The 15,679-nt window shown below is 72.4% G+C and carries 14 protein-coding genes; 3 read left to right on the plus strand and 11 right to left on the minus strand.

What is annotated here, in order from left to right:
- Nucleotides 1-111: 111 nt before the first annotated feature.
- From N912_RS0122455 to N912_RS0122500, 10 genes are all read right to left on the minus strand, one after another.
- On the minus strand, nt 112-2,385 hold the full coding sequence (locus N912_RS0122455; RefSeq protein ID WP_028924161.1) for a xanthine dehydrogenase family protein molybdopterin-binding subunit: 2,274 nt from the start codon (nt 2,383-2,385) through the stop codon (nt 112-114).
- Nucleotides 2,382-2,864 carry a (2Fe-2S)-binding protein gene (locus N912_RS0122460; protein ID WP_037065854.1) on the minus strand — a complete coding sequence of 161 codons (483 nt, stop codon included), beginning with the start codon at nt 2,862-2,864 and terminating at the stop codon, nt 2,382-2,384. The genes N912_RS0122455 and N912_RS0122460 overlap by 4 nt, the downstream gene beginning before the upstream one ends.
- A complete protein-coding gene (locus tag N912_RS53890; RefSeq protein ID WP_051580615.1) occupies nt 2,857-3,993 on the minus strand; it encodes an ABC transporter ATP-binding protein in 1,137 nt (378 codons plus the stop codon). Before N912_RS53890 ends, N912_RS0122460 begins: the two co-directional genes overlap by 8 nt.
- Nucleotides 3,994-3,995: 2 nt before the next feature.
- Nucleotides 3,996-5,630, minus strand: coding sequence for an ABC transporter permease subunit (locus N912_RS0122470; protein WP_028924163.1), 1,635 nt, complete (start codon nt 5,628-5,630; stop codon nt 3,996-3,998).
- Between the two features lie 62 nt (nt 5,631-5,692).
- A complete protein-coding gene (locus N912_RS53895) occupies nt 5,693-6,757 on the minus strand; it encodes an extracellular solute-binding protein (RefSeq protein ID WP_051580616.1) in 1,065 nt (354 codons plus the stop codon).
- Between the two features lie 119 nt (nt 6,758-6,876).
- Complete coding sequence (locus N912_RS53900) at nt 6,877-7,584, minus strand: GntR family transcriptional regulator (protein ID WP_169747930.1); 708 nt, start codon at nt 7,582-7,584, stop codon at nt 6,877-6,879.
- A gap of 84 nt (nt 7,585-7,668) precedes the next feature.
- Entirely contained in the window at nt 7,669-7,968 is a 300-nt protein-coding gene (locus N912_RS0122485) for a DUF1330 domain-containing protein (protein ID WP_028924164.1), read from the minus strand.
- Nucleotides 7,969-8,031: 63 nt separating this feature from the next.
- Complete coding sequence (locus N912_RS53905; RefSeq protein WP_037065855.1) at nt 8,032-8,316, minus strand: hypothetical protein; 285 nt, start codon at nt 8,314-8,316, stop codon at nt 8,032-8,034.
- A gap of 253 nt (nt 8,317-8,569) precedes the next feature.
- Entirely contained in the window at nt 8,570-9,892 is a 1,323-nt protein-coding gene (locus tag N912_RS53910; protein WP_051580619.1) for an MmgE/PrpD family protein, read from the minus strand.
- 9 nt (nt 9,893-9,901) lie between these two features.
- The gene (locus tag N912_RS0122500) at nt 9,902-10,537 is read right to left on the minus strand and encodes a TetR/AcrR family transcriptional regulator (RefSeq protein WP_028924165.1); all 636 of its coding nucleotides are present in this window, start codon (nt 10,535-10,537) and stop codon (nt 9,902-9,904) included.
- Between the two features lie 115 nt (nt 10,538-10,652).
- Here N912_RS0122500 and N912_RS53915 point away from each other — a divergent pair, with 115 nt between their 5' ends.
- A complete protein-coding gene (locus N912_RS53915) occupies nt 10,653-12,068 on the plus strand; it encodes an MFS transporter (protein WP_051580620.1) in 1,416 nt (471 codons plus the stop codon).
- Here N912_RS53915 and N912_RS62215 read toward each other — a convergent pair.
- Complete coding sequence (locus N912_RS62215; protein ID WP_245645378.1) at nt 11,986-12,909, minus strand: methylenetetrahydrofolate reductase; 924 nt, start codon at nt 12,907-12,909, stop codon at nt 11,986-11,988. The genes N912_RS53915 and N912_RS62215 overlap by 83 nt on opposite strands.
- A 24-nt stretch (nt 12,910-12,933) precedes the next feature.
- On the opposite strand from N912_RS62215, the gene N912_RS0122515 reads away from it, so the two are divergent.
- Nucleotides 12,934-14,181 carry a Gfo/Idh/MocA family protein gene (locus N912_RS0122515; RefSeq protein ID WP_245645379.1) on the plus strand — a complete coding sequence of 416 codons (1,248 nt, stop codon included), beginning with the start codon at nt 12,934-12,936 and terminating at the stop codon, nt 14,179-14,181.
- 26 nt (nt 14,182-14,207) lie between these two features.
- Entirely contained in the window at nt 14,208-15,557 is a 1,350-nt protein-coding gene (locus tag N912_RS0122520; RefSeq protein ID WP_028924168.1) for an aminotransferase-like domain-containing protein, read from the plus strand.
- Nucleotides 15,558-15,679 lie beyond the last annotated feature (122 nt).

The following is a 15,679-nucleotide window of genomic DNA, read 5'->3' on the forward strand; positions in this document are numbered from 1 at the left end:
GGCGGTCAGGCGCCGTTTCATCAATCGGCGAGGTCATGTCGGTCCGGCGCAGTCCGGCGCTCGGGCGGACCTCCGGCCCGCCGTCGCTAACCGGACTTATGAATAACCCTCTCAACGAGCACTACCTTTCTCTAAGTGATCAAGAAAAGCCGCGACCCGGATCGGGTCCAGCGGCAGCGCGCCCGGCAGGGCGCCGAGGATGTCCCGCAGGGCGGCCCCCACCGCCGCCGCCGGGACGATCACCGGCGCCTCCCCGACGCCCTTGGCGCCGTGCGGGCCGCTGGGTCCGGGGTGGCCGGGCAGGAACACGGTCTCGATGTCGCGGGGGATGTCCGCGACGGTGGGCAGCCGGTAGTCGACGAGGTCGGCGTTGCGGACGGTGCCGTCGGCGGCGACGTCGAGGACCTCGCTCAGGGCGTACCCGAGGCCCTGCACGACGCCGCCCTCGACCTGGCCGCGCGCGCCCTCGGGGTTGAGGACGGTGCCGATGTCGTGCACGGCCAGGTAGCGGAGGACCTCGATGCGGCCGGTCTCCGGGTCCAGCTCGATCTCGGCGGCGTGGCAGTGGAACGTGGCCTCGTTGAACACGTCGAAGCGCATGCCGTCCAGGGTTGATCCGGCGAGTGGGGCGCGGGCGGCCTTGAACCGGCCGCTGCCGACGAGGGGGCCGGTGCGGTTCAGGGCGCCGGTCGCGATTTCGGCGAGCGGGATCGCGGAGTCCGGCAGCCCGCGAACTTCGACCCGGCCGTCGGTGAGGATCAGGTCGTCGGGGGCGGCCTCCAGGCGTTCGGCGGCCTCTTCGCGCAGTTGGCGAGCTACCTCGCGGGCGGCGGAGACGGCGGCGTTGCCGATCCCGTACAGGGTGCGGCTGCCCTTGGATCCGGCGTCGTACGGCGCGTCGGTGCCGCCGGAGCGGACCGTGACCTGGGACAACGGGATGCCCAGCTCGTCGGCGACCACGGCGGCCACCCCGACGACGACCGCGCCGGTGCCGATCTCCGTGCCCCCGGTGGCCACCGTCGCGGTGCCGTCCTCGTTCATCGTCACCGTCGCACTGGCCGGCGAACCGCTGGTCACCCACCACGCGCAGGCCAGTCCGTAACCCCGTCGCCGCCCCTCGGGCAGCGGCGGCGCGTCGGAGCGCCACCGCGCGAGTCGGGTGGAGGCGATGTCCAGGCACTCGGCGATGCTCACGTCCGGGATGAGCTCGCCGTTCGGGCCGCGGTCACCGCTGCGCAGCAGGTTGCGTCGCCGGACCTCGACCGGGTCCAGCCCGACCGCGGCGGCGATCTCGTCCATGTGCGCCTCGACGGCGTAGACCAGCTGCGGGCCGGACGGACCGCGGAACGAGCCGGTCGGGCAGGTGTTGGTGGCCACGGCGGCGGCGGAGAGGTCCACGGCGTCGATCCGGTACGGACCGGTGCCGAGCAGCGCGGCGATGGACGCGATCGTCGGGGTGTCGAACGCGTACGCGCCGGAGTCCAGGTACACGGTCGCGCGCCTGGCCAGCAGACGGCCGTCGGCGTCGACGGCGCTGGTCAGCTCGACCATCGAGTTCTCCCGGGGGTTGCCGGCGCGCAGGTCCTCCTCCCGCGAACAGACCACCCGCACCGGGCGCCCGGTGGCCAGCGCCGCCACCGCCGCCAGCGGGGCCAGGCCGAGGTGCAGCTTGCCGCCGAACCCGCCGCCGAGCGCGGGCACCCGGACGGTGATCTCGGACATCGGCCGGTCCAGCAGCGCGGCCAGGCCCTTGCGGACGGTGAACGGGTCCTGGGACGTGGTGGTGACGACCAGGCCGCCGTCCGGGTCCAGCTCGGCCAGGGTGGCGCGGGGTTCGAGGTAGGCCTGGTGCACGCGGTGCGACTCGATGCGGGTGGTCACCGTGAACGCGGCGTCTCGCAGGGAGGCGTCGACGTCACCTCGGCGGATCCGCGACGGCGGCAGCGGGTTCGGCTGGCCGGCGTGCACCTGCCAGGCGTCCGCGCGCAGCGCGTCGGTCAGGGTCACGGCGGCCGGCAGCGGCACGAGGTCCAGCCCGACCAGCGCCGCCGCCCGGTCCGCGTTCGCCTTGCCCTCGGCCACCACCAGCGCGACCGGCTCGCCGGCGAACCGCGTCACCTCGCGGGCCAGCACGGGCTGGTCGTGCAGCACGCCGCCCCACCGGCGGTCCGGCAGGTCGTCGGCGGTCAGCACGCGCACCACCCCGGGCGCGCTCAGAGCGGCCACCGTGTCCACCGACCGGATCCGGGCGGACGCCAGCGGCGAGCGGACCACGGCGCAGTGCAACAGGCCGTCCGGGCGGATGTCCTCGGTGTAGCGGGCGCGGCCGGTCGCCTTGGCCACGGCGTCCGGACGGTTCAACTCCGTACCCAGCACGCCGGTCACGGGGTTCCCTCCCCGACCCGGCGCGCCGCGGCGGTAACCGCCCTCATGATCGGCAGGTAGCCCGTGCAGCGGCACAGGTTGCCGGCCAGCGCCGTCTCGATCTCCGCGCGGTCCGGGGCGCCTCCGGTACGCGACGCCACCAGCGCGGCCGCCATCACCAGCATCCCGGGCGTGCAGATGCCGCACTGCACGGCGCCGGCGGCCGCCAGCTCCTCGGCCAGCACCCGCCCGGCGCCGCCCTCGGACACCCCCTCGGCCGTCCGGACCTCGCCGCCGTCGCACTCCGCCGCGAACACCAGGCACGAGTTCACCGGCCGCCCGTCCAACAGCACCGTGCACGCCCCGCAGTCGCCGGTGCCGCAGCCGAGCTTGGTCCCGGTCAGCCGCAGCTCCTCGCGCAGCACGTCGATCAGCAACCGGTCGCCGGCCTCGACCTCCCGATCGGCCCCGTTGCACCGGAAACGAGTCAGCTCAGCCAACGCGCTGCCCCGTCCGCTGGTCGAACAACATCCCGTGCGCCTCGTCGAACCCGAACCACACCTCGTCGCCGTCCGCGATCGGCGTCCCGTCGTGCGGCAGCGTCGCCATCACCGGCGGATGGTCGCCGATGTCCAACTGCGCGCGCACCCACCCGCCGCCGAAGATCGCCGCGATCACCCTGGCCCGCGCGAAACACCGACCGTCCGCCTCCGCCCGCACCGCCACGTGCTCCGGCCGAACCCCGCACCGAACCGTCTCACCGTCCGCCAACGAACCCTTCGCCGGCAGGCTGAACCGCATCTCCCCCGGCCCGGCCAGCTCCACCCCGCCGCCGTCAGAACCGCCGACCACCCGAACCGAGAACTCGTTCAGGTTCCCCAGCAACCGGGCCACCTCCAGCGACGCCGGCGCCCGATACACCTCCGCCGGTGCATCCACCTGCAACACCCGCCCAGCGCCCATGGCCGCGATCCGGGTGGACATGGTGAACGCCTCGTCCTGGTCGTGCGTCACGAACACCGTGGTGATCCCCAGCTCGCGCTGCAGCCGCCGCACCTCCAGCCCCAACTGCTCGCGCAGCCGCCGGTCCAGCGCGCCGAACGGCTCGTCCAGCAGCAGCAACCGGGGCCGGAACACCAGCGCCCGGGCCAGCGCCACCCGCTGCTGCTGCCCGCCGGACAGCTCCCCGGGATGCCGCTCGCCCATCCCGCCCAGCTCGACCACGTCCAACATCTCGCCGACCCGCCGCGCGCACTCGCCCCCGTCGACCTTGCGCATCCGCAGCGGGAACGCCACGTTCTGCGCCACCGTCAGATGCGGGAACAACGCATAGTTCTGGAACACCACCCCGACGTCCCGCCGCTCGGTCGGCAGCGCCGTCACGTCCCGCCCGCCGATGTGCACCGACCCGAGCCCCGGCCGCTCCAACCCGCCGATCAGCCGCAACAACGTCGACTTCCCGGAGCCACTCGGCCCGAGCAGCGTCAGGAACTCGCCGTGCTCCACCGCCAGGTCGATCTCGTGCAGCACGTCGACACCGCCGTACCCATGGCTGATGCCGCTCAACCGGACGTCCCCGGTGGCCGCCTCCGGCCGCCCCTCGCGCCCGCGCACGTCCTGATGGGTCATCGTCACCGGCTACCTCCAGATGCCGAGCGCCTGACCGCCCGCACGGCAAGCGCGCCGCCGCCGATGAGCACCAGCGCGGCGAGAATCAACGTGGACAGCGCCGCCACCGTGGGCCGCAGGTCCTGCTGCACGAACTGGTAGATCTTCACCGGCAGCGTCGGCTCGATGACCTGCAGGAACAACGAGATGACCGCCTCGTCCCACGACGTGATGAACGCGATCACCGCCGCCCCCGCCACCGACGGCAGCACCAGCGGCAACGTGACCCGGCAGAACGCGGTCACCCGCCCGGCACCCAGGCTGCGCGCCGCCTCCTCCAGCGACGAACCGACCTGCTGCAGCGCGGCCGTACAGATCAACACGGTGAACGGCAGCGCCAGCACCGCATGCGCCAGCCCGTACCCCAGCACCGTGCCCGCGATCCCGAGCTGCCCCTCCAGGTCGTACAACCCCGCCGCGATCAGCACCACCGGCACGATCATCGGCAGCATGAACAGCCCGCGCAGCGCCCGAGCCCCGCGCGGCCGCGCCCTGGTCATCCCCAACGCGGCGAGCAGGCCCGCCACCGTGGCCAGCACCGTCGCCAGCACCGCCACCTGGAAGCTCAACCACGCGGACTCCCCCCATGCCGTGTCCGCGAACAGCTCCTCGTACCACTGCAGCGACAACCCGGACGGCGGGAACGTCAAATACGACTTCGGCGAGAACGACACCAACACTACGTACACCAGCGGCACCACCAGGAACGCGAACACCAGCGCGCTCCAGCCGGCCAGCGCCGCCCGCCCCACCGACACCCGCCGCCGACCGCCCGGCCTCGGCGCCACCTGGACGTTCACCGGCCCCCGGTCGCCCGCCCCGGCCAGCGCGTCCATCCCGAACGCGCGGTCGAACACGTAGTAGATGACCAGCGCCAGCACCAGCAGCCCGACGCCCATCGCCGCCGCCACGCCCCAGTTGCCGATCGTGACCTGCTGCTGGATGTACATCGACACCGTGATGTTCGACGGCCCGCCCAACAGCGCCGGCGTCAGGAAGAACCCGAGCCCGATCACGAACGCGAGCAGCGCCCCGGAGTACACCGCCGGACGGGTCAGCGGGACGAAGATCCGGCGCACCGCCTGCCCCGGCCCGGCGCCCAACGTCCGCGCGGCGGTCATCAGCCCGTCGTCGATCCGCACCATTCCGCCGTAAAAGATCAGAATGAGGTACGGAAGGAGATAGCTCACCATTCCGATGGCCGCCGCCGCCTCGGTGAACAACAGGTCCGCGCCGCTCATCAACAACTGCAGCGAATAGATCCGCACCAGCACCGAGGTCCAGAACGGGAACAACACGAACAGCATCAGCAGCTGAGCCCGCCGCCCCGGCAACCGGGACAGGAACGCCGCCACCGGATACGCGATGACCACGGTGACCACCGCCGCCACCGCCGCGATCACGAACGTGTTGCGCAGGATGATCCGGTTCGCCGGCTCGGCCGCCATCTCCCGGTAGTTGTTCAGCCCGGGGTCGGCCAGCGACAGCGCGCCCTGCGGGTCAAAGCTGCGCAGTATCACTCCGACCAGCGGGTACACCACCAGGGCGAGCACCAGCAGCACGGCCGGGGCGAGCAGCACCCACCCGGTCACCGACACCGGGCGTGTCCTTCTGCGAGTCCGGACGGCCGGCGCCTCGGGGGTGACGGTGACTGTCATCGTCACGGCTTCCCGGTGGTCAGCCAGTTGTTCCAGCGCTTGGTGATGTCCGTGGTGTTCTGCAGGTAGTACTGGTCGTCCTCGGTGATCGCGTCCTTGACGTTGTCACCCTCGGGCGCCCATTTGACCACGTCCGGCGGAATGTTCAGCTCCTTCGTCGGAATGGTGTAGGCGACCTTCCGGTAGAACTGCGCCTGGGCGTCGGTGTCGTTGATGACCTCGGCCAGGAACTTCTGTGCCGCGGCCGGGTTCGGCGAGCCCTTCGGGATCGAGTTCATCCCGGTGAACAGCAGCGAATGGCTCCAGGCCACGCCGAGGTCGTCACCGTTGCGCGCGGTGGTCTGCGCCACGCCGCTCCACATCGCCGCGATCTTGCAGGTGCCGTTGAGCAGGAACTGCGCGGCCTGCGCGCCGGACGACCACCACACCACGTCGTTCTTGATCGTGTTCAGCTTGGTGAACGCGCGGTTCAGGTCGAGCGGGTAGAGCTTGTCGCTGGGCACCCCGTCGGCGAGCAGCGCGCCCTCCAGGGTGCCGCCGAACTGCGGGCTCTTGTACAGGCACCGCTTGCCGGGGAACTTCGCGGTGTCGAACAGGTCCTCGAACTTCGTGGGCGTTGGCGTGCCGGCCGGGAAGTCCTTCGGCCGCCACGCGACCACGGTTCCGGCGCGGTAGACCTGGTAGCCGTACTCGTCGTAGGTGCCCGGCCGCAGCTTGTCCAGCGGCACCACCTTCGGGTCCAGCTTCTCCAGCAGCCCGGCCTGCTTGGCCAGCTCGAAGTCGCTGACGGTGGCGAAGTTCGTCGCCGTCCACACCACGTTCCCGGACTTCACCCCGGCCTGCAGCTTGTCGATGCCGCAGCAGAACGTGTCGGCCACGACCTTGGTGCCGGTCTGCTTCTGGAACGCGGGGAAGAACGAGGTCTCCAGGCCGTTGACGAAGTCGGCGCTGCCGCCCGAGGCCAGGTAGACGAACGGTTTGTTGGAGCCGCCCCCGCCGCCGCAACCGGCGATCAGGCTCGCCAGGAGAACGACGACCGCGGCGGCGGTGAGTCTGCTGCGCTGCATGCTCCGCTGTCCTCTCGTCAACTTTGACGGTTCGTCACCCCGACGGTAAAGAACAATCTATAGATTATAGTCTGCGATCGAGAGATTAGAGGCGAGCGCAGACGAAGTCAACAGGCCGCCTAGGTAGTGAGGGCCTCGACGTTGCCGTCCGGGAAGTGCTTGGCGAACACCGCCAGCGTGCGGCAGAGGTCCTCTTCCAGCACGGACTCGCAGGCGGCGCCGTTGCCGGAGCGGACGGCGTCGAGCAGCTCGCGGTGGTTGGCCAGGGTGTCAGCCATGGTCACCTTCGGCATCCGGTAGGCGACCCGGGCGTAGCGCTCGGTGGCGATCCGCAGGCTCATGATCCGGCGCACCAGCGACTCGCGGCCGGTCGCGCGGTAGTGCAGGGCGTGGAAGCGGTGGTCGGCCTCGTAGAACCGGTCCACGTCCTCGGTCTCGGCGGCCGACTCCATCTCGGCGAGCAGCTCGGCCATGCGCTCGACGCCCTCGGGCGAGATCCGCTCCGCCCCCAGCCGTGCGGCGAGCCGCTCCATGCCGATGCGCATGAGGTAGAGCTCTTCGTACTCGTCCACCGTCAGCGGTGCGACCTGGGCGCCCCGGAACGCGTCGTTGCGCACCAGCCCCTCGCTGGCCAGCAGCTGGATCGCCTCGCGGGCCGGCGTCTGGCTCACCCCGAGCCGGGTGGCCAGCTCGTTCGGGTTCAACTTCGTGCCCGGCGGCAGCTGCCCCTTCACGATCGCGCGCCGAACCTGGTCGGCAACGACATCGCGGGCGGTGGGCCGACCACGCCGCACCGTGTCCCCCGACGTGAAATCGGGCAAGTTCACGCTGTCTCCCCTGACACGAGCCGTCCCTACAGAATACATTCTGTTATCTGCCGGGCGCTCGACGGCCGCTCGCCGCGGCCGGCGTCAGGTCGGGACGTACCCGTCGACGATCATTCGAATGCTGTCACTGTTGCTCTCGCGCAGGGCGGCCAGGGGCGCGTACTCCGCCGAGTTGTTCCACGCCCGCGCGCTCTGCAGGTCCGGAAACTCCACGACGACCACGCTGTCGGCGGGCCACCGGCCGTCGAGCTGTTCGACGTCCGAGGTCCGCACCAGGTACCGACCGCCGTACGGCTCCAGCGTCGCCTCCACCCGCTCCCGGTAGACGGCCATCTCCTCGGCACTGCCCGTCACCCGCACCCCGGCGATCACGTATGCGGTCAAGCGAACCCCCTCGACTCGGCCCGTAACTCTAGGGGAACGGCCGGCGATCGAGGTGTCCGCGCGTCAGCGGCCGGGGGTGTGGGTGGGCTGCAGCGGCTGGAAGTACGGGCTCAGCGGGCCGCTGGACTGCGCGCCGAGGTAGCCGGACACGGGCTCGGACGGCCGGGGGACGTACGGCGGCTGCTGCATCTCGAGGTACTCGGCCTCGGTGGCGATCTGGTACAGCTCGCACGGCCAGGCGGTGCCGCCGCCGCAGTCGATGCAGCGTCCGGCGTGGTCGGGGACGTGCTTCGCCTGGACCCGGTCCCGCAGGTCTGGCATGCGAGCGAGCAGGGTGGCCATCAACATGGAGAGCTCCTTTCCGGTCGTGCGCGTTCCTTGTTACCTATGAGGTCCAACCCCCGTCGGGATGCGCAGTTACGGACGGTCACCTGATCGGCCGTATAGACACGGCCAAAGGTCGCTTTTGAGCGACAAACGCCACGATGGCCTGGGCCGAACGTCGCAGAAAGTAACTTACTGTAACGTCAGCTCACTCTGTGTTATAACTTGTATCACTACCCGTGACGGGCGTTCGGAGATGCGGAACGTGCCGACGGGGTCAGGCGGGCAGCGGCAGGTCGGCGCAGTTCTCCTGATCGGCCAGCGCGGCGAGGGCGCGGAACGAGGCCCGGCTTCCGGTGAGGAGGGCGAACTTGTCCTCCAGCTCGGCGGGGGTGGCCGGGTTGGCGTGGTGGCCCTTCGGGTTGAGCACGGTGGCCTCGGCGGTGCCGGCGTCGGTCGCGAGCGTGACCCTGGCCGGGGCGGCGGTCGGCCAGCGGGCGTCGAGGTCCTCGTCGAGCGTCACCGAGACCCGCTCGGCGAGTTCGGCCACCTTCGGGTCCCAGTCCATCTGTGCGGGGCCCACCTCGCCGTGCACCAGGGCCGCGGCCACCGCGTACGGCACGGAGAACCGGGTGGACAGCGCGTTGGGCTCGGCCTGGCGGGCGATCCGCATGTTGGCGGTCACGGTGGCCACCTCGACGGAGCGGAGCCGGGCCGGGTCGGTGAGCCCGAGCCGGGCGCGCGCGTCCAGGGTGGCGTCGATGGCGCCCTGGGCCAGCGCGCAGGACGAGTGCAGCTTGAAGTAGTTGCGGCGCAGGCGCAGGTCAGCGGGGTCGATGGGGTCGATCGAGTCGGTCAGCGGGCGCGGGTCGGCGAGGCTGTCGACCACGGTGGCGGCCAGCGACCCGGTGGCCCCGGTGAAGCCGGCGTCCGCCCAGGCGCGCGCGGCCACGCCGATCCGGTTCGCGTGCCCGATCCAGAGGTTGCGGGCCGTCGCGCCCGCGTAGCAGGCGTCCCACCCGGTCAGCAGCGGTTGGGTGGCGGCGATCCGCACGGACGGCACCGGGTCCGCGCCGTGGATCCGGGCCACCGCGGTCGCGGCCCCGAGCGCGCCAAGGTGCCCGTGCGGGTGCCGCGCCTTCGGGAACACGAACGCCTCGAACAGCCGCGCCGCCACCTCGTACCCGGCGGCCACCGCCTCCACCAGCCGCGCCCCGGGCGCCCCCACCGCCTGCGCGGCGGCCAGCGCGGCCGGCACCACGTGGGCGGCGGGATGCCCGGTCGGCCGGAAGCCCTCGTCCATCTCCAGGAACGCCACCGCCGAGCCGTTGAGCCAGGCCGCCGTCTCCGCGTCGGCGCGCGGGCCTCCCGGCGCGAGCACCGACGCCTCGCCGGGCGCGGACCGGGCCAGCTCGTGGTCGATCAGCTTGGTCATCTCCGGCGAGCGGGCGCCGGCGTGGATCACGCCCACGGTGTCCGCGACGATCAGCCCGATGCTCGCGGCACCCTCGGGTCCGATGTCCTCCAGCCGCACCGCGCAGGCGGCCCGCGCCAGTTGCTCGATCCACTCGGCGAGTTGGTGGGCGTCGGTGCCGGTCACGAACCGAAGCTAACAAAGGTCGCGCCGAGCGGCCGGGTAGAGATCGGCGATCGCGGCGAGTACTGCTTCGCGGGCGCGCGCCGGGGCGGTGACCTCGACGAGCACGTAGTAGGCCAGGCCCTCGGTGAGCGCCACCAGACGGACGGCGGCGTCTTCCGGGTCGACGTGGGCGGGGATGAGCCCGTCGGCCTGGTCGGTGCGGAGCAGGTCGGCGAGCGTGCCGTGCAGCCAGGCGTAGTCCGCGCGCAGCCGGGCGGCGATGCGGGCGTCGGAGAGGGCGAGCGCGGTGAACCACTGCCGGACCCGCAGGTGGACGACGGTGGTGGCGTCGCGCGGGACGAGGTCGGTGAGCACGGCGGTCAGCGTCTCGCGCGGGCTCCGCCCGGTCTCCGATTGTTCGGACGCGGCGGCGATGCGGGCGGTGGCAAGCTCGTTGCCACGCTCGAACGCGGCCTCCATCAGCGCCTGTTTGGTCGGGAAGTAGTGCTGGACGCGGCCCGCCGAGACGTTCGCCCTGGCCGCGACCTCGGTCAGGGAGACCGCCGCCAGCCCCCGGTCCGCGACGACCGCGAGCACCCCGTCGGCGATCTCGCGGCGCCGCTGGTCGTGCGCGGTGCCGACGCCCCGGGTGCGCCGTGCCTCCATAACCCGTACTCCTACTCGATGTGGACACACTGCTTTGACGGCCACACCGTAGCTCGTTTACGCTCGTCGTCAGCAAAGCAATGTGATTACATTGATTTACGAGGCAGGTGGGCACATGACGCGGAGCGATCGGGCGGGAGCGGTGCTCTGGCTGGCCTGCTGCGGCCAGTTCCTGGTGGTGCTCGACGTCTCGGTGGTGAACGTCGCGCTGCCGTCGATGCGGGCCGCGCTCGGTGTCTCCGAGGGCGACCTGCAGTGGGTGGTGAACGCCTACGCGCTGGCGTTCGGCGGGTTCCTGCTGCTGGGCGGGCGGTTGGCCGACGCATACGGCCGGCGGTGGGCGTTCGTGCTCGGGCTCGCGCTGTTCGGCGCGGCCAGCCTGGCCGGCGGCCTGGCCGGCACGGCGGGGACGCTGATCGCGGCGCGCGGCGCGCAGGGGCTCGGCGCGGCGATACTGGCGCCGGCCACCCTGACCGTGCTGACCGCGAGCTTCCCCGAAGGCGCGCGCCGGACCCGTGCGCTGGCGGTCTGGACGGCGGTCAGCGTCGCGGGCGGAGCGGCCGGCAACCTGGTCGGCGGGGTGCTCACCGACTACCTCTCCTGGCGGGCGATCCTGCTGGTCAACGTGCCGGTCGTCGCGGTGTGCGGGGTGCTCGCCGTCCGTGTCCTGGACGCGACGGCGGCGGCCGGGGGTCCGGGGCGGCGGCCGGGCATCCGCATCGACCTGCCGGGCGCGGCGCTGGTCACCGGCGGGCTGGTGCTGCTCAGCTTCGGCGTCGCGCGGGCGCGGGATCTCGGCTGGGGCGCCGCGGTGCCGGTGGCCGCGATGGCGGCGGCGGTGCTCGCGCTGGCCGGGTTCGTGCTGGTGGAGGCGCGGTGGGCGGCGGCGCCGCTGATGCCACCCCGGTTGTTCCGGCGCCGCCCGATCTGGCTGGGCAACGTGCTGATGCTGCTCGCCGGCGGCTGTTACCAGGCGCCGATGTGGTACTTCCTGACGCTCTACATGCAGGACGTGCTGGGCTACTCCGCCGTGCAGGCCGGCCTGGGGTTCCTGCCGCACACGCTGCTGACGGTGGCCGTCGGCCTGTGGCTGACGCCCCGGCTGATGGCCAGGGTCCAGCACCGGGCGCTGATCACGGTCGGGGCGCTGCTGGCCGCCGCCGGGTTCTGGTTGCAGAGCCGCATCACTCCGGACGACGGTTACCTCTCCGGCATCCTCGGGCCGGCGGTGCTGGTCTCCGTGGGCGGCGGGCTGTTCAACACCCCGCTGACCACCGCCGTCACCTCCGGGGTCGACCCCGCCGACGGTGGCGCCGCCGCCGGCATGATGAACACCGCCAAGCAGGTCGGCGGCGCGCTCGGCCTGAGCCTGCTGATCACGCTGGTCGCGGGCACGGGGCGGGCGTTCGTGATCATGGCGGCGGCGATGGTGCTGGTCGCGGCGCTCGCTACGGCGCTGCCCGGCCGCCGGGACCGACGCCGGCGCGCCCCAGGATGTCCGGCAGTCCGTGCTCGAAGCCGAACGCCATGAGGTGCACGCCGGCCACCCCGGGGACCTCGGCCAGCCGCTGGATGGTCTCCACGCACAGCCGGATGCCCTCCTCGGCGAACCGGTCGGCGGGCACCCCGCGCAGCCGGCGGGCGACCTCGTCGGGCACGTGCACGCCCGGCACGCCGTCGCTGAGCAGCTCCAGCGCCCGGGGCGAGCGGATCGGGCCGACCCCGGCGAGCACGGCGCAGCGCTCGGCGACCCCGAGGTCGCGCAGACCTCCCATCCAGCGCTCGAACGCGGCAACATCGAACACGTACTGGGTCTGCACGAACTCCGCGCCGGCCTCGACCTTCTTCGCCAGCCTCCCGGCCCGCAGCGCGATGGGCGGCGCGAACGGGTTCTCCACCGTGCCGATCAGCCAGTCCGGCCGCGCGGACAGCTCCTCCCCGGACATGAGCACGCCGTCGTCGCGCAGGGTGCGTGCGGCCCACACGAGCTGCACCCCGTCCAGGTCGAACACCGGCATCGCCTCGGGATGGTCACCGTGGCGCGGATGGTCACCGGTCAGCAGCAGCACGTGCGGCACGCCCAGCGCGCCGGCCGCGAGCAGGTCGGACTGCAGCGCCATCCGGTTACGGTCCCGGCAGGTCAACTGCATGATCGGCGCCAGCCCGGCGCGCTGGCAGAGCACGCTCGCGCCCAGGCTGGACATCCGCACCCTGGCGCCCTGGTTGTCGGTCAGGTTCGCCGCGTCCACCCAGCCGCGCAGCAGCCCCGCCTTGCGCTCGATGCTCGCCGGGTCGGCCCCGCGCGGCGGCCCGATCTCGGCGGTGACGGCGAACCGCCCCTCGGCGAACGCCGCCCGCAGCCCACCAGCCACCGCCGGCCTCCTCGACTCGCGCGCGTGCCCGCAGCGTCGCATCCGGCCGCGCACCGCGTCTTCGGCTCGCCGGCCAACCCGGGCAAGATCCCCCTTGTGACATCGACCAACTCGACGCCCGACCGCGTCCGGCCCATCGCTGTGGCGGTGGTCGGGATGGGCTGGATGGGCCGCGTCCACGCCCAGGCCTACGTCCGGGTGCGTCACCACTTCCCCGACCTGCCGCTGCGGCCGGAGCTGGTGGCCGTCGCCGATCCGGAGCCCGGCCGGGCGGAGGAGGCGGCCGCCCGGTTCGGGTTCGCCACGGCCACCCGTGACTGGCGCGACGTCGCCGAGGACCCCACGGTTGCGGCGGTGAGCGTCACCACCCCCAACTTCCTGCACCGCGAGGTCGGCGCCACGCTGGCCTCGGCCGGCAAGCACATCTGGATCGAGAAGCCGGTCGGGCTGTCCTCCGAGGACGCCCGCGCTGTCGCCGGCGCCGTCGCCTCGGCCGGGGTGGCCGGCACCGTCGGGTTCAACTACCGCAACGCCCCGGCCGTGGCCGCCGCCCGGGAGCTGATCTCCGGCGGCCGGCTCGGATTGATCACGCACGCCCGGTTCCGGCTGTTCAGCGACTACGCCGCGCACCCGGACGGCGCGCTGAGCTGGCGCTACGAACGCGAGCGCGGCGGCAACGGGGTGCTGGGCGACCTCGCCTCGCACGGCGTCGACCTGGTCCGGCACCTGCTCGGCGAGATCGACTCCGTGGTCGCGGACACCGCCGTCTTCATCGCCGAACGGCCTCGGCCCAGCGGCGCCACCGCCGGCCACACCCGGGGCGCCGGGCCTCTGGGTCGGGTCCAGAACGAGGACTACGCCTGCGCCCAGCTCCGGTTGGCCTCCGGGGCCAGGGTCGTGCTGGAGGCCAGCCGGGTCGCGGTGGGCGCGCAGAACGACTACGGGTTCGAGATCCACGGCACCGAGGGCGCGCTGTCCTGGGACTTCCGCCGGATGAACGAGCTGGGCACCAGCCTGGGATCCGCGTACCAGGACCAGCCGGTGAGCACCGTCTACGTCGGCCCTGGGGACGGGGAGTACGCCGCGTTCCAACCCGGCGCGGCCAACGCGATGGGCTACGACGACCTCAAGGTCATCGAGGCCTGCCACTTCCTGCGCTCGATCGCCTCGGGGACGTCTCATGGCGCGACGCTGGAGGATGCCGTCCGTACCGCGGAGGTCCTGGACTCGATGGCCCGCTCCGCCCGCACCGGGACCTGGGTCACACTCTGACCTGTCCACGCGTACCGTCGGATTTCATGTCCGGCTCCGTCGACGCGCACCTGGACTGGTCGCCCGGCGGCGGGCGGTACGAGCTGGCGAAGGCCATCCGGGCCGCGATCAGGGACGGCCGCTGGCGCCCCGGCGACGTGGTGCCGTCCACCCGGGCGCTGGCGCGGGACCTCGGCCTCGCCCGCGGCACCGTCACCAAGGTCTACACCGACCTGGCGGCGGAGGGATACCTGCGGACCGGCCAGGGCGCGCCGACCCGGGTGGCCACCGCGGGCGCCGAAGCGCTGGCCGCGCCCCGCCCCGGCGGCCGCGCCGAGCCCGCGCATCGTTGGACCCTGATGCCCGGCCGCCCCGACCCGTCGCTGTTCCCCCGGGAGCAGTGGCTGGCCGCGACCCGGCGCGTCCTGCAACACACACCGACCGAGAGCTTCGGGTACGGCGATCCGCGCGGCTCGTTGGTACTGCGTACGACGTTGTCGGCGTACCTGGGCCGTAGTCGTGGCGTGCTGGCGGATCCGGCGCGGATGGTGATCTGCGCGGGGTTCAGCCACGCCCTGACCGTGCTCGGCCGCGCGCTGGGCGACATCGGGATCACCGAGACGGCCTTCGAGGACCCGTCGGTGGTCAGGTTCCGCTCGCTCGCGGCGGCGGCCGGGCAGCGGGTGGTGGGGGTGCCGGTGGACGGGCTCGGGCTGCGGGTCTCCTCGCTGGCCAGTCCCGCCGTGGTCGTGACGCCCGCGCACCAGTCCCCGCTCGGGGTCACCATGGCGCCGGCTCGGCGGACGGCGTTGGCCCGGAGTGGGGCTGTCGTTGTAGAGGACGACTATGACGGCGAGTTCCGCTTCGACCGCCAGCAGGTCGGCGCGCTGCAGGCGCTGAACCCGGAGAAGGTGATCTACGCCGGGTCGGCCAGCAAGACGCTCAGTCCGTCGCTGCGGCTGGGCTGGCTGGTGCTTCCTCGCTCGCTGGTCGACCCTGTGGTGGCCGCGCTGTCTCTCAGTGGCGCGCGGCCGCCCACGCTCGACCAGCTCACGCTCGCGGATCTGATCAGCTCGGGCGGGTATGACCGCCATGTCCGGAGGGCCAGGCTGGAGTATCGGGGGCGTCGCGACAGGCTTGTCGCCGCTCTCCCCTCCGGGCTGACGCCTCGGGGGATCTCGGCGGGGTTGCACCTCGTCATACCGTTGTCCGCCGCGGTCGAGGCCGCCGTCCCCGTCGCCGCTCGCCGCCATTCACTTGAGATCGCCACCGTTGGTTCGCAGCGGATCGGGGTCGGAGATGGGGTGGGTGGGGTGATCGTTGGCTATGGTGCGCCGCCGAAGCACGCGTTCGCTCCCGCGGTGGAGGTGTTGCTTGCGATGCTGAGGGGGCTTTGAGGTGGGGTTCGTTTTCGTGCGTGTCGTTGTTTGTTTCGTTCAACCATTCTGCCCAGCGTGCTGACCTGCTGGTTTACCCCCCAATTGTACCCTGACCTGCGCAAACATGGCAGACGGGCGCA

It is taken from the genome of Actinospineispora acaciae DSM 45401, assembly GCF_000620785.1.
Classification (GTDB): Bacteria; Actinomycetota; Actinomycetes; order Mycobacteriales; family Pseudonocardiaceae; genus Pseudonocardia; species Pseudonocardia acaciae.